General features: G+C 49.2%; 19 protein-coding genes and 2 pseudogenes. 8 read left to right on the top strand and 13 right to left on the bottom strand.

Annotation, left to right across the window (positions count from 1 at the left end; translation table 11 throughout):
- Positions 1-23: 23 nt before the first annotated feature.
- Positions 24-944: an aldo/keto reductase gene (locus BZ167_RS18145; protein WP_015417754.1), complete on the top strand. Its 921-nt coding sequence runs from the start codon at positions 24-26 to the stop codon at positions 942-944.
- A gap of 32 nt (positions 945-976) precedes the next feature.
- On the opposite strand, the gene BZ167_RS18140 is transcribed toward BZ167_RS18145, so the two are convergent.
- Entirely contained in the window at positions 977-1,201 is a 225-nt protein-coding gene (locus BZ167_RS18140; RefSeq protein WP_007409396.1) for a YqkE family protein, read from the bottom strand.
- Positions 1,202-1,323: 122 nt separating this feature from the next.
- On the opposite strand from BZ167_RS18140, the pseudogene BZ167_RS18135 reads away from it, so the two are divergent.
- Positions 1,324-2,237 (top strand): annotated as a pseudogene (locus BZ167_RS18135) (alpha/beta hydrolase).
- A 39-nt stretch (positions 2,238-2,276) separates the two neighbouring features.
- Here BZ167_RS18135 and BZ167_RS18130 read toward each other — a convergent pair.
- From BZ167_RS18130 to BZ167_RS18110, 5 genes and pseudogenes are all read right to left on the bottom strand, one after another.
- On the bottom strand, positions 2,277-2,516 hold the full coding sequence (locus BZ167_RS18130) for a DUF2552 family protein (protein WP_003153307.1): 240 nt from the start codon (positions 2,514-2,516) through the stop codon (positions 2,277-2,279).
- Positions 2,491-2,853 (bottom strand): iron-sulfur cluster biosynthesis family protein, encoded by a 363-nt coding sequence (locus tag BZ167_RS18125; RefSeq protein ID WP_014305346.1) that lies wholly within the window; start codon positions 2,851-2,853, stop codon positions 2,491-2,493. Before BZ167_RS18125 ends, BZ167_RS18130 begins: the two co-directional genes overlap by 26 nt.
- Before the next feature lie 74 nt (positions 2,854-2,927).
- Positions 2,928-3,893, bottom strand: a pseudogene (locus BZ167_RS18120) (GNAT family N-acetyltransferase); the annotation flags it as partial.
- On the bottom strand, positions 3,890-4,234 hold the full coding sequence (locus tag BZ167_RS18115; RefSeq protein WP_007409393.1) for an antibiotic biosynthesis monooxygenase family protein: 345 nt from the start codon (positions 4,232-4,234) through the stop codon (positions 3,890-3,892). The pseudogene BZ167_RS18120 and the gene BZ167_RS18115, both read right to left, overlap by 4 nt.
- A gap of 12 nt (positions 4,235-4,246) precedes the next feature.
- Positions 4,247-4,717, bottom strand: a complete 471-nt coding sequence (locus BZ167_RS18110; protein ID WP_012117908.1) for a GNAT family N-acetyltransferase — start codon at positions 4,715-4,717, stop codon at positions 4,247-4,249.
- Positions 4,718-4,932: 215 nt separating this feature from the next.
- Here BZ167_RS18110 and BZ167_RS18105 point away from each other — a divergent pair, with 215 nt between their 5' ends.
- From BZ167_RS18105 to BZ167_RS20210, 5 genes are all read left to right on the top strand, one after another.
- The gene (locus BZ167_RS18105; protein WP_015417758.1) at positions 4,933-6,159 is read left to right on the top strand and encodes a DNA polymerase IV; all 1,227 of its coding nucleotides are present in this window, start codon (positions 4,933-4,935) and stop codon (positions 6,157-6,159) included.
- Positions 6,160-6,174: 15 nt separating this feature from the next.
- On the top strand, positions 6,175-6,519 hold the full coding sequence (locus BZ167_RS18100) for a YolD-like family protein (RefSeq protein ID WP_007409390.1): 345 nt from the start codon (positions 6,175-6,177) through the stop codon (positions 6,517-6,519).
- Between the two features lie 99 nt (positions 6,520-6,618).
- On the top strand, positions 6,619-6,825 hold the full coding sequence (locus BZ167_RS18095; protein WP_003153294.1) for a YqzH family protein: 207 nt from the start codon (positions 6,619-6,621) through the stop codon (positions 6,823-6,825).
- A 73-nt stretch (positions 6,826-6,898) separates the two neighbouring features.
- Positions 6,899-7,969: an AI-2E family transporter gene (locus tag BZ167_RS18090; RefSeq protein WP_039063280.1), complete on the top strand. Its 1,071-nt coding sequence runs from the start codon at positions 6,899-6,901 to the stop codon at positions 7,967-7,969.
- 91 nt (positions 7,970-8,060) lie between these two features.
- Entirely contained in the window at positions 8,061-8,228 is a 168-nt protein-coding gene (locus BZ167_RS20210; protein ID WP_094032266.1) for a DUF4083 domain-containing protein, read from the top strand.
- A gap of 1 nt (position 8,229) precedes the next feature.
- On the opposite strand, the gene BZ167_RS18085 is transcribed toward BZ167_RS20210, so the two are convergent.
- The 5 genes from BZ167_RS18085 to BZ167_RS18065 form a co-directional block, all read right to left on the bottom strand.
- Positions 8,230-8,619 carry a VOC family protein gene (locus tag BZ167_RS18085; protein ID WP_029973629.1) on the bottom strand — a complete coding sequence of 130 codons (390 nt, stop codon included), beginning with the start codon at positions 8,617-8,619 and terminating at the stop codon, positions 8,230-8,232.
- A gap of 24 nt (positions 8,620-8,643) precedes the next feature.
- Positions 8,644-9,603, bottom strand: coding sequence for a type I pantothenate kinase (gene coaA / locus BZ167_RS18080; RefSeq protein ID WP_015417761.1), 960 nt, complete (start codon positions 9,601-9,603; stop codon positions 8,644-8,646).
- Between the two features lie 75 nt (positions 9,604-9,678).
- Positions 9,679-11,028 carry a D-serine ammonia-lyase gene (gene dsdA, locus BZ167_RS18075; RefSeq protein WP_039254614.1) on the bottom strand — a complete coding sequence of 450 codons (1,350 nt, stop codon included), beginning with the start codon at positions 11,026-11,028 and terminating at the stop codon, positions 9,679-9,681.
- A gap of 16 nt (positions 11,029-11,044) precedes the next feature.
- A complete protein-coding gene (locus BZ167_RS18070) occupies positions 11,045-11,821 on the bottom strand; it encodes an SDR family NAD(P)-dependent oxidoreductase (RefSeq protein ID WP_031378961.1) in 777 nt (258 codons plus the stop codon).
- Between the two features lie 5 nt (positions 11,822-11,826).
- Entirely contained in the window at positions 11,827-12,786 is a 960-nt protein-coding gene (locus BZ167_RS18065) for an MBL fold metallo-hydrolase (RefSeq protein WP_015417764.1), read from the bottom strand.
- A 396-nt stretch (positions 12,787-13,182) separates the two neighbouring features.
- Between BZ167_RS18065 and proC the strand changes: the two genes are divergently transcribed.
- Positions 13,183-14,022, top strand: a complete 840-nt coding sequence (gene proC, locus BZ167_RS18060; RefSeq protein ID WP_007409383.1) for a pyrroline-5-carboxylate reductase — start codon at positions 13,183-13,185, stop codon at positions 14,020-14,022.
- 36 nt (positions 14,023-14,058) lie between these two features.
- Here the strand turns inward: proC and BZ167_RS18055 are convergent, their stop codons facing one another.
- Positions 14,059-14,805: a polyketide synthase gene (locus BZ167_RS18055; protein ID WP_015240152.1), complete on the bottom strand. Its 747-nt coding sequence runs from the start codon at positions 14,803-14,805 to the stop codon at positions 14,059-14,061.
- 59 nt (positions 14,806-14,864) lie between these two features.
- The gene (locus tag BZ167_RS18050; protein WP_007409381.1) at positions 14,865-16,112 is read right to left on the bottom strand and encodes a hydroxymethylglutaryl-CoA synthase family protein; all 1,248 of its coding nucleotides are present in this window, start codon (positions 16,110-16,112) and stop codon (positions 14,865-14,867) included.
- Positions 16,113-16,134: the final 22 nt, after the last annotated feature.

Genomic DNA, 16,134 nt, shown 5'->3' with positions numbered 1-16,134 from the left:
AGACTATAAAAAGGAGCGAAACGATGAGAAAACGCACACTGGGACATTCTGATTTAGAAATAAGCGAAATCGGGCTCGGCTGTATGTCGCTGGGCACGGATAAAGTTAAAGCGCTGTCTATTTTGGATGAAGCGATCGAGCTTGGAATCAATTATTTAGATACCGCTGATCTTTATGATTTCGGCAGAAATGAGGAAATTGTCGGGGAGGCCGTCAAAAACCGCAGACACGACATCATTTTAGCCACGAAAGCCGGAAACCGCTGGAATGATGATAAAGACGGCTGGCATTGGGACGCTTCCAAAGGATACATAAAAGAAGCGGTTAAAAACAGCCTGCGCCGGCTGAAAACGGACTATATCGACCTTTATCAGCTGCATGGCGGCACGATGGAAGATCATATTGACGAAACGATCGAAGCATTTGAGGACTTAAAACAGGAAGGTGTCATCCGGTATTACGGCATTTCCTCGATTCGTCCGAATGTTATTAAAGAATATGTGAAAAAATCAAATATCACCAGCATTATGATGCAATACAGCCTGCTGGACCGGCGTCCCGAGGAGTGGCTTCCCCTTTTAGAGGAGAACGGAATCAGCGTAGTCGCAAGAGGGCCTGTCGCTAAAGGGCTTCTTACGGAAAAACCGCTTGATCAAGCGGCCGCAAGCGTAAAAGAGAACGGCTATTTAACATATTCTTTTGCAGAACTGGCAGAAACCAAAAAAGCGATCAGCGCTGCCGCACCTGACTTGAGCATGACGGAGCTTTCTCTTCAATACTTACTGTCACAGCAGGCCGTCGCTTCTGTCATCACCGGAGCCAGCTCACTTGAGCAGCTGAGAGAAAACTGTTCGGCTGCAGAGGCCCGGCGTTTAAGCAGCCAGGAAATCAAAGCCCTGCAATACCATACAAAACGGGACGTATACGAAGCCCATCGTTCTTAAATCATAAAACCGGCACCTTTTCAGATGCCGGTTTATTTATATTTGTGCCAATCGAGACTGCTTTCATTCAGCAGCTCTTCAAAGCTTTTATGTTTTTCTTTTTCTTTTCGTTTTCTGATTTGTTCCGCCTTTTGCTGCGCCTGTTTTTTCTCGTCTTCTTCCTTCAGCTCACTTTTCATTTGCAAAAGCCTGGCCTTCAGATCTTCCTCCAGATCGTCTTTTAAGCTGTGTTTTTCTTTAGGCAGCTGCTTTTTCATCATTACGCCCCCCGTATCTGAATATGGTGAAGCAAGTGTACCACGGAGCGCCGGAGGCCGGCAACGTTCACGGTCCTGAAAAGCCGGAGGAAGGATTTTTCATATGAAAGGAGGGTGCCTGTGTGAAAAAACGGCTGGCGGTGTTCGGTTCGGCTTGCGCAGTCTTTTTGGCTGCCGATTCGCTTTTACGAATCTGATTATGTTTATGAAGAAAAAGACGGATGAAGATATCATGAAAAAAGAAACGGCGGACGGGCATGATAGATTTGATTCCTTTCAGGCCATGGAAAAAGAAGAGGCTGTCATCCTGTCACGCCACGGGTATGCGATCAAAGGCTTTTACGTCGCCCCGCATCATACGGCAAACACCATGATTATTTGTCACGGCGTTACCGTAAATTCGTTCAATTCATTGAAATACATGGATTTATTTTTAGATTTAGGATGGAATGTGCTCGTATATGACCACCGCGGGCACGGAAAAAGCGGCGGCAGAACGACGAGCTACGGCTATTTTGAAAAAGATGATTTGGAAGAAGCCGTGAATTGGGTGAGACACAAAACCGGAGACGGCGGTCAAATCGGCATCCACGGGGAATCGATGGGAGCGGTGACGGCCTTATTATACGCGGGCGGGCATCAGGATGAAAACGGCGCTGATTTTTATATTGCGGACTGTCCGTTCGCAAGCTTTCGCGATCAGCTCGCCTACAGGCTGAAACGGGAGTTCCGGCCGCCTCCGTGGCCGCTTCTGCCTTTGGCTGATTTCTTTTTGCGGATGAGAGAAGGATACCGTATCCGTGATGTATCGCCTTTATCGGTTATCAGCCGAATCCGGCAGCCCGTGCTGTTTATTCACAGTAAGGAAGATGATTATATACCCTCCGCTTGTTCCGAATTGCTGCACCGCAGAAAACGCGGCCCTAAGATGCTCTATCTGGCCGAATCGGGCGGGCATGCCATGTCGTACACCAAAAATCCGGAGAGCTACCGTAAAGCCGTTCAAACCTTTTTAGATACCATGACGCAAACGTAAAAAAGCGAAAGAACGTATGCTGGTTCTTTCGCTTTCACGTCATAAAACGTCGGTAATCCCGTCCATATTTTCTCCGATCCAGTCAATGGCGAGGTCGATTGTCGTAAACTCCTGCGCTTTGAAGGTCATCTCATCCTGAAGCAGCCAGACATCCTTCTGAACGGATTCAGCGCCTCCGATGGACCAGTGCAGCAGACTGTACGGGTGGTTGTTGTTCAGAAAGGATACCCACGTTTTATGCTGTGCCGTCTGTTTAATGGCTTTCAGCTTTTGATTCACTTTCCGTTTCTCCCTGCTTTACTAATATGCTCATTCTCGGGCTCAGCATCTCTGCCGGGCTTTTTAAGACGAGCGTTTTTGCCTTTTCATTGTAATCGATTGTCATTTCCTCGTCAAAAAACACTTTTTGTGAGGTCTGGATGTAAAGCGGAAGTCCGTTGGTTTCAATGGCTTCGCATTGTCCCGTTAATTCGTCCGCCAGCCAGATGGTCGGCACGCCGCTCACCGCGCACCCGCAGCCTTCTGCGTCATAGCGGAGCTGCGCTTTTTTCCCCGGGTTGGCGTCCATTGCCTGCTGAAGTGTGTGTTTCGCCGCATCCGTCACATGTATTTGCATAGATGATCCTCCGTTTTTCATTTTCGCCATTGTAGCATACCGAGCCGCTGTATGCATTGTTTCTGCTTTCTTTACAGCAGCCCGCTCTCCCAGACCTTTGCCTCTTGTTCAGCCGCCTTGATCCAATCATTTTTTCCTTCACTATATTTTCCCATATCGTATGGGTACGTCTTAGCGAGGTGCCGTTTCAGTTCCATGTATTGAGCCGCTTTTTCAGGCTTTGCGGTGAGGTAATCCCGGAACAGCAGATGACGCTTCACGTCCGGATGGCCTGTTTCGTATATGTGAACGTGGTGTGTGCGCTTGCTGCCGCCTTTTTGAAAGAAACGCCGGCCCTCTATCCCGTTTTCCCCTTTCGCCTCATAGCCGAGTGCTTCCAGCTGCGGACTGAATCGGTCAGCGTCCGAAATATCTTTAACCTCCGCCAGTATATCGATGACGGGTTTGGCGGTCATCCCCGGGATAGAGGTGCTGCCGATGTGGCTGACAGAATGAAGTGCTGGGCCGAAGATTCGGATCAAGTCCGCCTTCTCTCTTTCAAACATTCCTTTCCATTCCGGCTTGTACGGAACAACTTCCGCTTTCCTCTTCGGATAAAGATGAAAAAATGAGAGGGCCAGCCCTTCCGGCGTCTCTATCTGTCCGGCTTCTGTGAACCCGGTTTTTAAATAGAGAGAGACTGCCGGAACGTTTTGGCTGGCGGTAGCCGCCTCTATTTTTTGGGCGTCCCGGTTCTCGTCTATCACAAATTGAATAAGCGCCCGTCCGATTCCTTTTCGAAAGCCGGACGGGTGCACCGTCAGCCTGCATATGACAAGGTCATATCCCTTTTTTTCATACGAAATGACGCCTGCAAGCTGATCTTTTTCCTTGAAACCGGCAAACGTCTCCCGTGACCGCTGTATATCATCGGGTGTTTCATGCAAGGCGGGGATGCCGAAAAAGCCGATCAGCTCTGCTTCTTTTTGATAAGAGCAGCGCTGAACCGCCGCAATTTCCCGCGCGGTCTGTTCTTGTGTATGCTGTAAAAATGTAATCAATCTTCCGCCCCTTTTGACGCAAACATCCGCTGTGACTCCGTCTTCGTAATGCGGACCGCGTACGCTTCATACCAGGCGCTTTTTCCTTTTTGTTTTGCCGCCTGGTGGTCCGTATGGTCTTTCCACCTTTTAATCGCTTCCAGGCTGTCCCAGTAGGAAACCGTGATGCCGCAGCCGTTTTCCTCCCGAACGCTTTCCGCGCCTAAAAAGCCCGGCTGTCCGCCTGCCAAATTCATCATGCGCTCTGCCGTATGTTCATATTCCTCATCATATTTTCCCTTTATTGATGAAAAAATGACCGCATAATAGGGCGGTTTGGGCGTGTCAGCTAAAAAACCCATATTCATCCCCCTCTACATATATTTCACAAACAGAATCCGGTCTTCTCCCGGACCGTCATAATTCGCAAAAACAGGGATTCCGTTTACGGTTTTGGTTCCTTTTTCAGCTTCAAAGCCTAATTTTGTATGATAAGCGATTGATACTTTATTGACAGGCGCCGTCACGCAATTGACTTTTGTGCAGCCCCTTTTCTTCACCGTCTCCATAAATCGGTCGTAGAGCTGTTTTCCAATTTGCATTTTTCTGAAATCCGGATGCACACCGGAAAAATGAATGTAGGCTGTCTCAGGGTCTGATTGCGACTGAAAACCGATTAAAAAACCGGTCATTCCCTCCGGCCCGTACGTGATAAAGCTTGTGTCCTGAAAATGTTCAAAAAACAAGCGCGGCAGTTTGTCTTTCATCTGCCTGCCGCCCCACCATTCATTCAAAACAGACGTAACCATTTCATAGTCTTCAGAGGTAATTGTTCGAATATCCATTATCGATTGACTCTCCTTTTCGTCCGGCAAAATGAATGTCAGCTCTTCTCATTGGAATATAAAAAATTATATGTGGGTTGTTTGCAATTGTAAATGATTTCTTTTCAAGCAAACAAATCAGCACGTCTTCCAGCCGGGGAATGATTTACCAGTATAAACGTGGTCATTGTTCGGGTACAATGAAAAACAGAACAAACGTTCCCGGAGGTTTTTTTATGGCTGATATTCTTCTTGTAGATATGCAATCGTTTTATGCGTCTGTGGAAAAAGCGGAAGCGCCTCATCTCAAAAGCCGGCCCGTGATTGTCTCGGGAGATCCCGAAAGACGCAGCGGCGTCGTGCTTGCGGCTTGTCCGCTCGCCAAACGATACGGCGTAAAAAATGCCGAACGGCTGTGGGAAGCGCAGGCCAAATGTCCCGATGCCGTTATTGTCCGTCCGCGGATGCAGCGGTATATTGATGTATCCGTCATGATTACCGAACTGTTTGAACGGTATACCGATCTTGTAGAACCCTACTCCATCGATGAGCAGTTTCTCGACGTGACCGGAAGCAGGCGGCTGTTCGGTGATCCTTTTACAATTGCCAAAAGCATTCAGCAAGCGATTATGCGTGAATTCGGCATTTATGCCCGTGTCGGCATCGGGCCGAATAAGGCGCTCGCGAAAATGGCTTGCGACCATTTTGCCAAAAAAAACGCATCCGGCATCCACAGATTGGATATGTCAAATATCAGGCAGGATCTGTGGCCGCTGCCGGTCGGAAAATTATTCGGCATCGGAAAACGGATGGAGCATCATTTAAGACGGATGGGCATCAGCACAATCGGCGGGCTTGCCGGACACCCCGCCGAATTGCTGAAAAAACGCTGGGGCATTAACGGCGAATTGCTTCAGCGGACAGCCCGCGGCATCGATCCCTCTCCGGTCACCGTCAACACGCACAGCCGGCAAAAAGCGATCGGCCATAACATGACCCTCCCGAGAGACTACAGCCGCTTTGAGGATATCAAAGTCGTGCTGCTGGAGTTAAGCGAAGAAGTGGCCCGCCGCGCCCGTTTCAAACAATACATCGGCCATACGGTTTCGGTCAGCATCAGAGGCGCTGATTTTGAATTCCCTTCAGGTTTTCACAGACAGAGAAAGCTGGTGTCACCGACTAATTTCGGAATGGATATTTTTAAAACGGCGGTCAAGCTCTTCAAAGAGCATTGGAACGGTGAGCCCGTCCGCAGCGCCGGCGTCTCCCTTTCCCAGCTGGAGCCTTGTGATTATGTTCAGCTGAGCCTGTTCGATGCCCAGGAAAAAAAGATCAGTCTCGGCAAAGTATTGGATGATATTCATGAGCGGTACGGCCCTGCGTCGCTCCTCCATGCCGCTTCACTGACAGAGGCCGGCCAAGCCTTTCACCGGGCTGAAAAAATCGGCGGGCATTACAAATAATTTGAGGTGATATACATGAATCCGAACAAATTAACACCCGGGTATAATGTCATGTGGGAATCAAGCCGGATGATGCTGCCCGAACATCGGGAGCAGCTGCTTGCGAAAAAACGAAAAGAACGGGAATTCCGGCCTCCGGAACTGAGCGAAGAGCAACTGAACGACATGAACCGCATCATTGCGGCGTCGATTGAAGAAGACAGGGCCATTTCGGTCACCTACGCTTCCGCACACGGCCCCCGCCGCTTTTGGGGCTGGGTAAAACAAGTGAGGCATGACGAAAAGCGTTTAAAAATCATAAACGATGAAGATGCGTTAACGCTGCCGTTTCATCGTATTCTCTCGGCTGAACTGGAATAAAAGCCTAAATCGTCCTGACAGAAAATATGATAGAAGAGTGGGAGGATCACATGATATTTAGTAGAATAAAGATGAATGACAAGAATAGGAGAATATATGATGGATCAATTTATAGAAAAAATGCTGGGACAAGCCCTCCGCCAGTATGGACGGAATGTGTCGACAGATCCGCTGAGCCCCTATGAAAAACAGAGTTTAAAAAAAGCTTTAGAAGAAAGAAGGAATGAAGAACCCGATGAGGATCTCCATGCCCATGTAGAAGATATTATCTACGATTACGTCACCAATCAAGGGCAGTTTTCCTGACACGGACGTTTATGCACCCGGCGATAAGGGAAATGTCCGAGAGTAAACCTTTAAAGATTGCGTGGTGCAGGATATGCCTGTCGGGCCTTATTTCAGGATCGGCTATGCCGTTCTTCTGTTATTTCTCATCATTTATCTCGGAACATTAATAGACTTTTTGTTCCAGCCTGTTGTGATTACGGTTAAAACCTTGTTTCCGCCCATTGTATTATCGGGCGTCCTTTACTATTTGTGCCGCCCGCTCGTCAGAGTGCTGCATGCGAAATTAAAGCTGCCCGAAGGAATCGCGATTTTAGCGATTTATGCGGGAACAGCCGGCCTTTTTGTCCTCTTCCTTTATACGGCGGGCCCTGCCGTTCAAAAACAGTTTACAGCCTTCACAGATCATATTCCGGAGCTTTCCGCAAAAGCTGAAAATTGGATCGGGCATCTCCAGGACAGCAAATGGTTTTCCCGGCTTCAGCATGGGGATTCCTTTAAAAAATTAGCAGACAAAGCCGCAAATTATTCCGGTTCAATCGCTGATTCTCTCAGCAGCCTGGCCGGTACGGCTGCCAATGCCGCCATCACCGCAGCTATTATTCCGTTTGCGCTGTATTACATGTTAAAAGAAGGAAACAAAGCCCCTCGGCGACTGCTGCGGCTTCTTCCGGAAAAACATCAAAAAGAAGGAAAACAAATCCTTCGGGATATGGATGAAGCTCTCAGTTCATACATACAAGGACAGCTGCTCGTCAGTTTCTGTGTCGGCGTTCTCGTCACGATCGGCTATTTTATAATCGGGCTCGATTATCCGCTCGTTCTGGGCGCGTTCGCCATGGTGACAAACCTGATTCCGTTTATCGGGCCTTGGATCGGCACATTTCCCGGAGTCATTGTCGGATTGTTCGATTCACCGACCGAGGCGGTGCTGGTGATTACGGTCGTCGTCATTGTCCAGCAGCTTGAAAGCCAGCTGATTTCCCCGCAAATTATGGGACGGAAGCTGGACATTCACCCGCTGACCATTATTTTTCTTCTGCTTGCCGCCGGCAAATTCTCAGGAATTGCCGGGATGCTTCTGGCCATTCCGGGATATGCGGCCGCAAAAGTGGTCATAAGCCACATGCAGAAACTATTCATTCTCAGAAAAAAACAAAGCTAGGAGAGAAATGATTCATCCCCCATGTCTTCATATCGGTCAAAATGAAAAAACGGCGGGCTGAAGAAGCCCGCCGCACACGGAGGTAAAAAAGATGAACATCGGTGATGTCATTTTTCAATTGATTTCATTTACTGCAGCCGCATTTTTCCTGTTTGCCGTGATATACGTATTCAGAAGCTTGAACAAGCGCCGCATACAATTGGACAGAATCGAAAAGAAACTCGACGCGCTGCGCGAAGAAAAAAACGAAAAGTTATAGTTCATTCAGAAGCAGGAGCAACGAGCTCCACTTTTATCCGATCCGGGTCCTCCGTGTATACGGCGTAATGCGTGCTTCCGCCTGCATATGGATGGCGGTCCCTGTAAAGCACGGGGCATCCTCTGGCAAGCAGCTTTTCTGTCATCTCGTCAACCTGCTCTCTTGATGCAGCATGAAAAGCCAGATGATTCAGCCCGACCCGGCATCTGTGGTACTCCGGTGTTAAAAAACGCTCCTCTGTCTGTACAAGCACAACATAAAATCCTGCGTTTTTCCAGCTGATGCCGGAGTCCCAATTTTGAAATTCCCTATAACCGAGCTCACCTAAAAACCATCCCCAAAACCGGGCGGAGGCTTTCAAGTCAGATACATACAACTCAATATGATGCATCATAATATTCGCTTCCTCCTCACATCACACCCGCCTTACCAGCACCTCTTCAACTTTATGGCCGTCACCTTTTCTCAAAATCAAATCCGATCTGAATTTTGTCGGCAGGATATTTTCATACAGATTCGGACGGTTGACGCTCTCCCAAATGGAGGCGGCCATGGTATCCGCTTCTGCATCAGACAAATCCTTAAATTTATGAAAATAAGAAGCCGGATCCTGAAAAGCGGTTTCTCTTAAGAGGCGGAAACGCTCCAAATACCACGTGAAAATCCGGCTTTCTTCGGCATCCACATAGATCGAAAAATCAAAGAAATCCGATACAAAAATCCGCGGATCTTCCCTGTCGTCCTCTAAGGTCGGCGACTGCAGGACATTGATTCCTTCGATAATAACGATATCCGCACCTTCGACAACCTCGACGGCGCCCTCTTCCCTGTCATACGTAAGATGGGAATATACGGGCGCCTCCACTCTCTCTTTCCCCGACTTTATATCGTTCAGAAACTCAAGCAGCGCTTTCACGTCGTAGCTTTCCGGGAATCCCTTTCTGGACAGAAGGTTTTTCCTTTTTAATTCCGCCGTCGGATACAAGAAACCGTCGGTTGTCACCAGGCTCACCTTCGGCCTGTCCGGCAGACGGGAAAGAAGCTTTTGCAAAATTCTCGCCGTCGTGCTTTTGCCGACGGCGACGCTGCCCGCGATTCCGATGATAAACGGAATTTTCGCTGAATGCGGATGCTTCAGAAACACATTGACATGCTGATTCCGTCTTGCGGCAGACGTGACATGAAGATGGAGCAGGCGCACAAGCGGAATGTAAATCGTTTCTACTTCGTCCACCGACAGGTAGTCATTCAGCCCCTCTACGGCCTTGGCTTCTTCCTCTGAAACGGCAATGGAAAGATGGCCGCCGAATCCGGCCCACGACTCGCGGCTGTGCTGCGTATACAATGTATGTAAGTTCAATTCTTTACTTTTCACAATTCACACCAATCTCTCTGTATGGCTTTCCGATAAAAAAACAAACGCTTACAAAGATTGTAACGGAAAACCGCTTCACTGTCTGCCCATTTTTTTCAAAAATGAGGAACCGATCCGGCTGTACTCTTCCATTTCCTCCTCCGGAACCATGCTTCCGCCGGTGCTCCACACAAGGTGCACGGCATTTTCCATCTCAAGCCCCCGCTCTTTTATATAACGGTTTCCGGCTTCGGTCTGAACGACCTTGACGGCTCCGGCCAGTCCGGCGAGTGCAGAGGGTTCAAGGCTCTTATTCTCGGCCGCCCTTAATTGATAAAGCAGCGAAAAAAGCGTGCCGTCATCGGCGGTATAACAGCCGCTGATTATAGGCTCCATCAGAGGGCCGGCCAGTCCGGACGGCCTTCCCACTGCGAGTCCGTCGGCGGCCGTTTGATTATCAAGACCGATATCCTGCACGCTGATTCCGTCATGCAAGCCGGAAAACAGTCCTAACAGCATACACGGTGAATGCGTCGGCTCACCGAAAAAAATATGGACATGCTCGCCATAGATCAGCTTTAGCGCAAGCGCGACGCCGCCCGGGCCTCCTCCGACCCCGCACGGCAAATAAACGAAAAGCGGTTCATCTGCATCAGGCTTTATGTTCATTTGGTCGAGCTGCTTTTTCACACGGCTTCCCGCAACGGCATACCCCAAAAACAGATCCCGGGAATGCTCATCATCAATAAAATAACAATAAGGGTCCTGCTTCGCCTGCATGCGCCCCTCTTTGACAGCCAGACTGTAGTCTGCTTCATATTCGATGACGCGAACCCCCTTTTCCCGGAGCAGCTCCTTTTTCCACTGCTTTGCGTCACTGGACATATGAACGGTCACACAAAAGCCGAGCTTCGCGCCGATTATGCCGATACTCAGACCTAAATTGCCCGTAGAGCCGACGGCTATAGAGTATTTTGAGAAAAAAGCGGTAAACCGTTCTTCAGTCAATATGCTGTAATCGTCGTCTGCTGAGAGCATTCCCGCTTTTACCGCGAGATCTTCGGCATGCTTCAGCACTTCGTAAATCCCGCCGCGCGCTTTAATGGAACCGGAAATCGGAAGTTCGTCGTCGCATTTCAAAAGCAGACGCCCGGGGAAAGCCTGAGCGGCGCTGTGTTCCAGATGCTTCTTCATTTCATTAATCAAGACAAGCGGAGATTCAATGAGGCCTCCCTCCGCTTCCGTCTCCGGAAAAGCCGACGCGATATAAGGCGCAAACCGGCGCAGCCTTTCTTCCGCTTCGGCAATCTCCTTTTTCCATTCAGCACCATGCTTTACTGGATCATCGGTTTTATGCGGATTGATCCAAAATACTTCACGCGCCTCCGCCATTTGCCTGACTAGAGGCTCTGCCATCAATGCCTTGTGTATATCCCGGTCGGACATTCCTTTTTCCCCCTTGTTACTTTTTCTTTAATGCGCGGCCTGCCAGTTTCTCTGTAAACGATGGGAAAAGCTGATACAGCTTCGTCCCGAGGCTCATCCATCGCGGAAGATTCATTTCCCGTTTATCCGTCAGAATCACGGATGTAATACGCTCTGCCACATGGTCGGCATCAAGCATCCATCTGCCGACGCTTTTCACATAACCGCCCTCTTTATCTGCAATTGTAAAGAAGTCTGTTTTGATCGGACCGGGATTAACCGTTGTCACGGCTACACCCGTACCGTCCAGCTCAAGCCGCAGCGCATTGGAATATCCTAACACGGCGTGCTTCGTTGCGGAATAAAGGCTTGATTTCGGCGTCGCCAATTTGCCGGCCTGTGAGGCGATATTGATAATATGGCCGCTTTTCGCATGAAGCATCACAGGAAGACAGGCCTTCGTACAGGCGATTAATCCGAAGACGTTGACTTCAAACATTGCCTTCATATCATCCAAAGATGAATCAGCGGCCGTTTCAAAAATGCCGAAGCCGGCGTTGTTGATTAATACGTCAACATGACCGATCAAACGCCTTACGTTTTCAGCCTCTTCTGCATGCCGGACGTCAAAGGGAACGACATCACACTGTCCGCCGCGCGCGGTAATCGTCTTTTTCACTTCCTGCAAGCGGTCCTCCCGCCTGGCGGATAAAAAAACATGAGCCCCTTCTGCCGCGCAGGAATATGCAAGCCGTTCTCCGAGTCCGCCGGATGCTCCGGTGATCCAAATCCGCTTATCCGTTAATCTGCCCATTTCCTTCACCCCTTCACAGCTTTAAACTTCAGAGTGTTCCCCGACTGAAAGGATACAGCCTTCCCTTCGGCGGCCAGCACGTCAAGATGGCCGATCGTTTCTGACATCGTTAAAAACAATTCATTTTCATACACAGCCGGAAACAGCCGCCGGCATACCTGGAAAGCCGTCAGCGTTTCCTCTGACAACAGGCGCAGCACATATTCCGACCGGTTTCTCTGTTTTTCAAGCCGCCTGTCAAAAGCAGGCTTTACGTCTGTCAGCAGATCGCCGTGTCCCGGATATAAAAAGGACGGGTTTACGTCATACAGCCGCTTCATTGAGTTCAAGTAGTCGAGCATCGGGGCCGCGCGCACGCCCCCCTTTTCCGGAGCTTCCAGAATCGGATTGGTGGAGCTGTTGGACAAAAGCAGATCGCCGCTGAACATTTCACCGCTTTTTTCATGGTAGAGCGCAATGTGAGAAGCGGCATGACCCGGGATTTCGAGCACCGTCCAGCCGTTAAGCCCGTCAATTTTTCCGCCTTCCCTCACTGTTTTCGTTAACGGACGGTTTGCAGAAAATAAGTATGACAGCTTAACTGTTTTATGTATGTCTTCAGGCGTCAGGGGAACGTCCATTTCAGTCATAAGCGACAGAAAAAAGTCCTCCTGCCGGGCGATATACGACTGATCCTGAGTAATGTACCTGTCATTCAGCGGATGCCCTATTACTTCCGCATCGTCGGAAAAAAGGTGCAGCAGACCTGAATGATCTGCGTGATGATGAGTGAGCACCACCTGTTCTATATCCGCCGCAGAAACCCCGTGTTCCTTAAGCTGCAATGAGAGCGATTCAGCCGCTTCCTTTGTATTCGGGCCGCAATCAATAAGGGTTAAGGCTTCATCTTTTACTAAATAAACGATAACGTCGCCGACTGCAAACGGAGTCGGCACACGTATCGGAATGATCTTTCTCGCTGCCATGTTTACGCTCCTTCGTTCTTTTCATTCCTGAATAATCATATTTTAGCGTTTTCTTTTCACTGTGTCATTATTGCCGCATATCGGAAAAAAAGATTGACATCCCGCTCTTGCGCATAGCATAATGAACAACAAACTAGAAAACACGGAACGCGATGACGAGGAACTAGTATATAAACAACGGCAGCAGAGAGCAATGTCCCCGGCTGAAAGACATTGCGGCCCTCTTGTTTACAGAACCTGCCCTCAGAGCGGTTAGGAAAACCTAAACGTATCCCCTCGTTACGGGATTTGAGCTGAGCACGGCTGATTCGTGCTAATGTAAGGTGGTACCGCGAAACCTTTTCGTCCTTTTTGACGGGAAGGTTTTTTTGTGTTTTGAGAAGAAGGAGGATTTATATGAAGAAAATCGGTTTTATCGGGGCCGGATCAATGGCGGAAGCAATGGTGAACGGACTGCTGCAAAGCGGAATGACAGCCCCCGGACATATATATATGACAAACCGGTCAAATGACAGCCGGCTTGAAGAGCTCCAAAAAACGTACGGAGTAAAACCGTGCCGGGATAAAGAAGAGTTTTTCAGCAATACCGACATTCTCGTTCTCGCCTTTAAACCGAAAGATGCGGCAGAAAGCATTGAGAACATTCGCGAATACGTGAAAGATCAGCTTGTGATTTCTGTCATCGCAGGGCTGACGATTCACACGATTCAGCAATATTTCGGCAGAAAGCTCACCATCATCCGGGCGATGCCGAATACATCCGCGGCCATTCAGCAATCGGCGACCGGTTTTTCCGCAAGCTCCGAGGCGAGTGAAGCTGAAATCCGGACGGCAAAAGAGCTTCTGGAAACAATCGGAGAAGCGACGCGCTTTGAAGAAAAACACCTTGACGCCGTCACAGCCATTGCCGGAAGCGGTCCCGCCTATGTGTACCGGTATGTCGAAGCAATGGAAAAGGCCGCCCTTCAAGCCGGCCTGCCGGAAGAAACGGCAAAAGAGCTGATTTTACAAACCATGGCCGGGGCGACGGAAATGCTCAGAACAAGCAGCAAACGGCCTGAACGCCTGCGCAAGGAAATCACAAGCCCGGGCGGCACGACTGAAGCAGGCCTTCGCGCATTAGAAGAGCGCCGCTTTGAAGAAGCCATCATGCACTGCATCGCAGAAACCGCAGCCCGGAGCGCCGAAATTAAAGAACAATTCGCAGGCTCCGTTCTGCAAAAGACGGACCAGTGATAAAGCATGGGGCTTCCCATGCTTTTTTCATTCTGTTTAACTGCCGTATAAGCGGCTGATTCTCTCTTTTACTTCAGGAAGATGGAATGTGGCTTCGTGCATGTTCACCTCTTCCTCAACCGCTTTTGTCAGCTCTCTTTTGATCCGTGCGGTCACATTGGTTTTCAGCGCAACCAGTGAGGCTCTCGGTTTATCCGCCAGCAGCCGGGCTAATTCGCGGCCTCTTTGAAGGACGTCTTTTTTCGGCAGCACTTCAAACGGAACTCCCCGTTTTTCCAGAGCGGCGCCGCTGAAATTCGCGGCCGTAAACAGCATTTCTTCCCCGAGGACAATTCCCAGTTTTTCAGGCACAATATACGTCGCGCCCATTCCCGGTGTAAATCCGTACTTCATATAATTACAAGAATAAAAACTCTCTCTGCTTAAAATCACGAAATCCGAGCTCAGACCGATCGTAAAGCCGGCTCCGATCGCATGCCCCTGCATGGCAGAAATCACGGGAATCCTGCAATCCAATAAAAGACTGTGAAGCTTTAAATCTGTAAATTGGAGCTTTCCGCTCTGAATGGTCAAAAGCCCCTCCTGCGTTCCTCCCGTGCAGAAATAATTTCCGTAACCCGTCAGAAGGACGGTTTTATAGGACGGATGGGCATTGATGTCTTGGAATACCCGGTGCAGCTCTCTGACAAACTCTTCTGACAGCCCGTTTTTCCCTGCCGTATCCTGCATTGTGACCTGCACAATGCCCGGTTCTGTTTCCTGTACATCAATCATTGGATTCATGTTTATTCTCCGTTTCTTTAAAAATACTCAAGCCTTTCCGGCTCTGAGTGTTTCTGATATTAAGTCGTCCATTCATACTTTCTGTGAAACTCTTTTATTTCAGTCAGCACCAATCGCGTTTTTCCTTGATGCGCATTCGGGATGTCTGCTGCGGGCGCGGCATTTCTTGTGCCGAATTTTACGATGCCGCTGTCTTGGAGCAGCCGGTCGTAATCAGCCATCGATAAACGGACGCGTTCATCCAAATGCCGGCTGATCTGAAATTGATTCTGCCGCGTCCGGCTTTGCGGCATAACGACACCGCTGTAAAATTCAGAGCAGCAGCCCGAACCGTATGAAAAACAGCCGACTCGTTTCGGCGTTTCAAAAGAGCCGTTATCAATCGTGCTGGCAAGAGATAAAAATACAGTGGCCCCCATGATGTTGCCGACGCGCTGACAGTATTGAATCCCAGGCAGCACGCGTTGCTGAAAATCCGCTTCAATGTCTTGCGGCTTAGCCTTTGCCAATTTTCTCATCATCGTCCGATGCGCTCCTTTTACCATTCCGCCAAACGGAGTATGAAAAGAAAGGTATTGAAATGTATTCTTATAATCCGCCCCGCTCACACGCTTTCGGTATTCCTGAAATGATTTTTCACAGCAGTCCAAATAAGACATGAGCGACAGATCAGCATCCCCCGCTTCACTATCCGGAATCGGGCGGCACGTATCCATGACTTCATACCCGTAATACCCGCTTGCGCCTTGATCAAGCAAAAAGACATGAGGGGTGCTGCTGACTAAAAGCGCCACAGCTCCCGCCCCCGCACTCGGTTCGGCATAGGACCATTCCTCCGTCAACGCGTCACCGCCTTCAGCCACTAAAAAGCGGGAAATATCCGTTCCGATGATGAGCGCTTTCGCTCCCGGCGATGTTTGCGATAAGATGAAATTCACGCCCATTTGAAACCCGGCCGTTAAAGAATAGCAAGCCTGTTTCACCTCAAATAACCGGCAATTCCGCTTCAGCTGCAAATAATCATGGACATATGTACTGATGGATTTGCCAAAATCAATCCCGGATTCCGTACAGGTGATGACCATTTCAATCTGATTCCGTTCCTCTTCTGACAGAGAGTCGATAATCGGTTTTGCGGCATTTACGGCGAACGTAATCGGATCTTCAAACGGAAGCGCCACCACTTTTTCTTTCATCAGCAGGTTCTCAAACCTTTTTTTATCCAGGTTCCGATGTTCCGCAAGCTCCATGACGTCTACATACGCGGTTCCGCCAAACACGTTCATTGCTTCGATTCCTACATTCATTTCTCCAAGCCCCCAGAGTAAA

This window comes from Bacillus sp. 275, from assembly GCF_001999205.1.
GTDB classification, from domain to species: Bacteria; Bacillota; Bacilli; order Bacillales; family Bacillaceae; genus Bacillus; species Bacillus velezensis.
Note: the sequence above shows the minus strand (reverse complement) of the source record. Positions and strands in the feature narration are given on the sequence as shown.

Excerpts from the sequence above, each read along its gene's own strand:
- BZ167_RS18145 (WP_015417754.1), top strand. The coding sequence starts at position 24 with ATGAGAAAACGCACACTGGGACATTCTGATTTAGAAATAAGCGAAATC.
- BZ167_RS18140 (WP_007409396.1), bottom strand. The coding sequence starts at position 1,201 with ATGAAAAAGCAGCTGCCTAAAGAAAAACACAGCTTAAAAGACGATCTG.
- BZ167_RS18125 (WP_014305346.1), bottom strand. The coding sequence starts at position 2,853 with ATGCAAATACATGTGACGGATGCGGCGAAACACACACTTCAGCAGGCA.
- BZ167_RS18115 (WP_007409393.1), bottom strand. The coding sequence starts at position 4,234 with ATGGGTTTTTTAGCTGACACGCCCAAACCGCCCTATTATGCGGTCATT.
- BZ167_RS18110 (WP_012117908.1), bottom strand. The coding sequence starts at position 4,717 with ATGGATATTCGAACAATTACCTCTGAAGACTATGAAATGGTTACGTCT.
- BZ167_RS18105 (WP_015417758.1), top strand. The coding sequence starts at position 4,933 with ATGGCTGATATTCTTCTTGTAGATATGCAATCGTTTTATGCGTCTGTG.
- BZ167_RS18100 (WP_007409390.1), top strand. The coding sequence starts at position 6,175 with ATGAATCCGAACAAATTAACACCCGGGTATAATGTCATGTGGGAATCA.
- BZ167_RS18095 (WP_003153294.1), top strand. The coding sequence starts at position 6,619 with ATGGATCAATTTATAGAAAAAATGCTGGGACAAGCCCTCCGCCAGTAT.
- BZ167_RS18090 (WP_039063280.1), top strand. The coding sequence starts at position 6,899 with ATGCCTGTCGGGCCTTATTTCAGGATCGGCTATGCCGTTCTTCTGTTA.
- BZ167_RS20210 (WP_094032266.1), top strand. The coding sequence starts at position 8,061 with ATGAACATCGGTGATGTCATTTTTCAATTGATTTCATTTACTGCAGCC.
- BZ167_RS18085 (WP_029973629.1), bottom strand. The coding sequence starts at position 8,619 with ATGCATCATATTGAGTTGTATGTATCTGACTTGAAAGCCTCCGCCCGG.
- dsdA (WP_039254614.1), bottom strand. The coding sequence starts at position 11,028 with ATGTCCGACCGGGATATACACAAGGCATTGATGGCAGAGCCTCTAGTC.
- BZ167_RS18070 (WP_031378961.1), bottom strand. The coding sequence starts at position 11,821 with ATGGGCAGATTAACGGATAAGCGGATTTGGATCACCGGAGCATCCGGC.
- BZ167_RS18065 (WP_015417764.1), bottom strand. The coding sequence starts at position 12,786 with ATGGCAGCGAGAAAGATCATTCCGATACGTGTGCCGACTCCGTTTGCA.
- proC (WP_007409383.1), top strand. The coding sequence starts at position 13,183 with ATGAAGAAAATCGGTTTTATCGGGGCCGGATCAATGGCGGAAGCAATG.
- BZ167_RS18055 (WP_015240152.1), bottom strand. The coding sequence starts at position 14,805 with ATGAATCCAATGATTGATGTACAGGAAACAGAACCGGGCATTGTGCAG.
- BZ167_RS18050 (WP_007409381.1), bottom strand. The coding sequence starts at position 16,112 with ATGAATGTAGGAATCGAAGCAATGAACGTGTTTGGCGGAACCGCGTAT.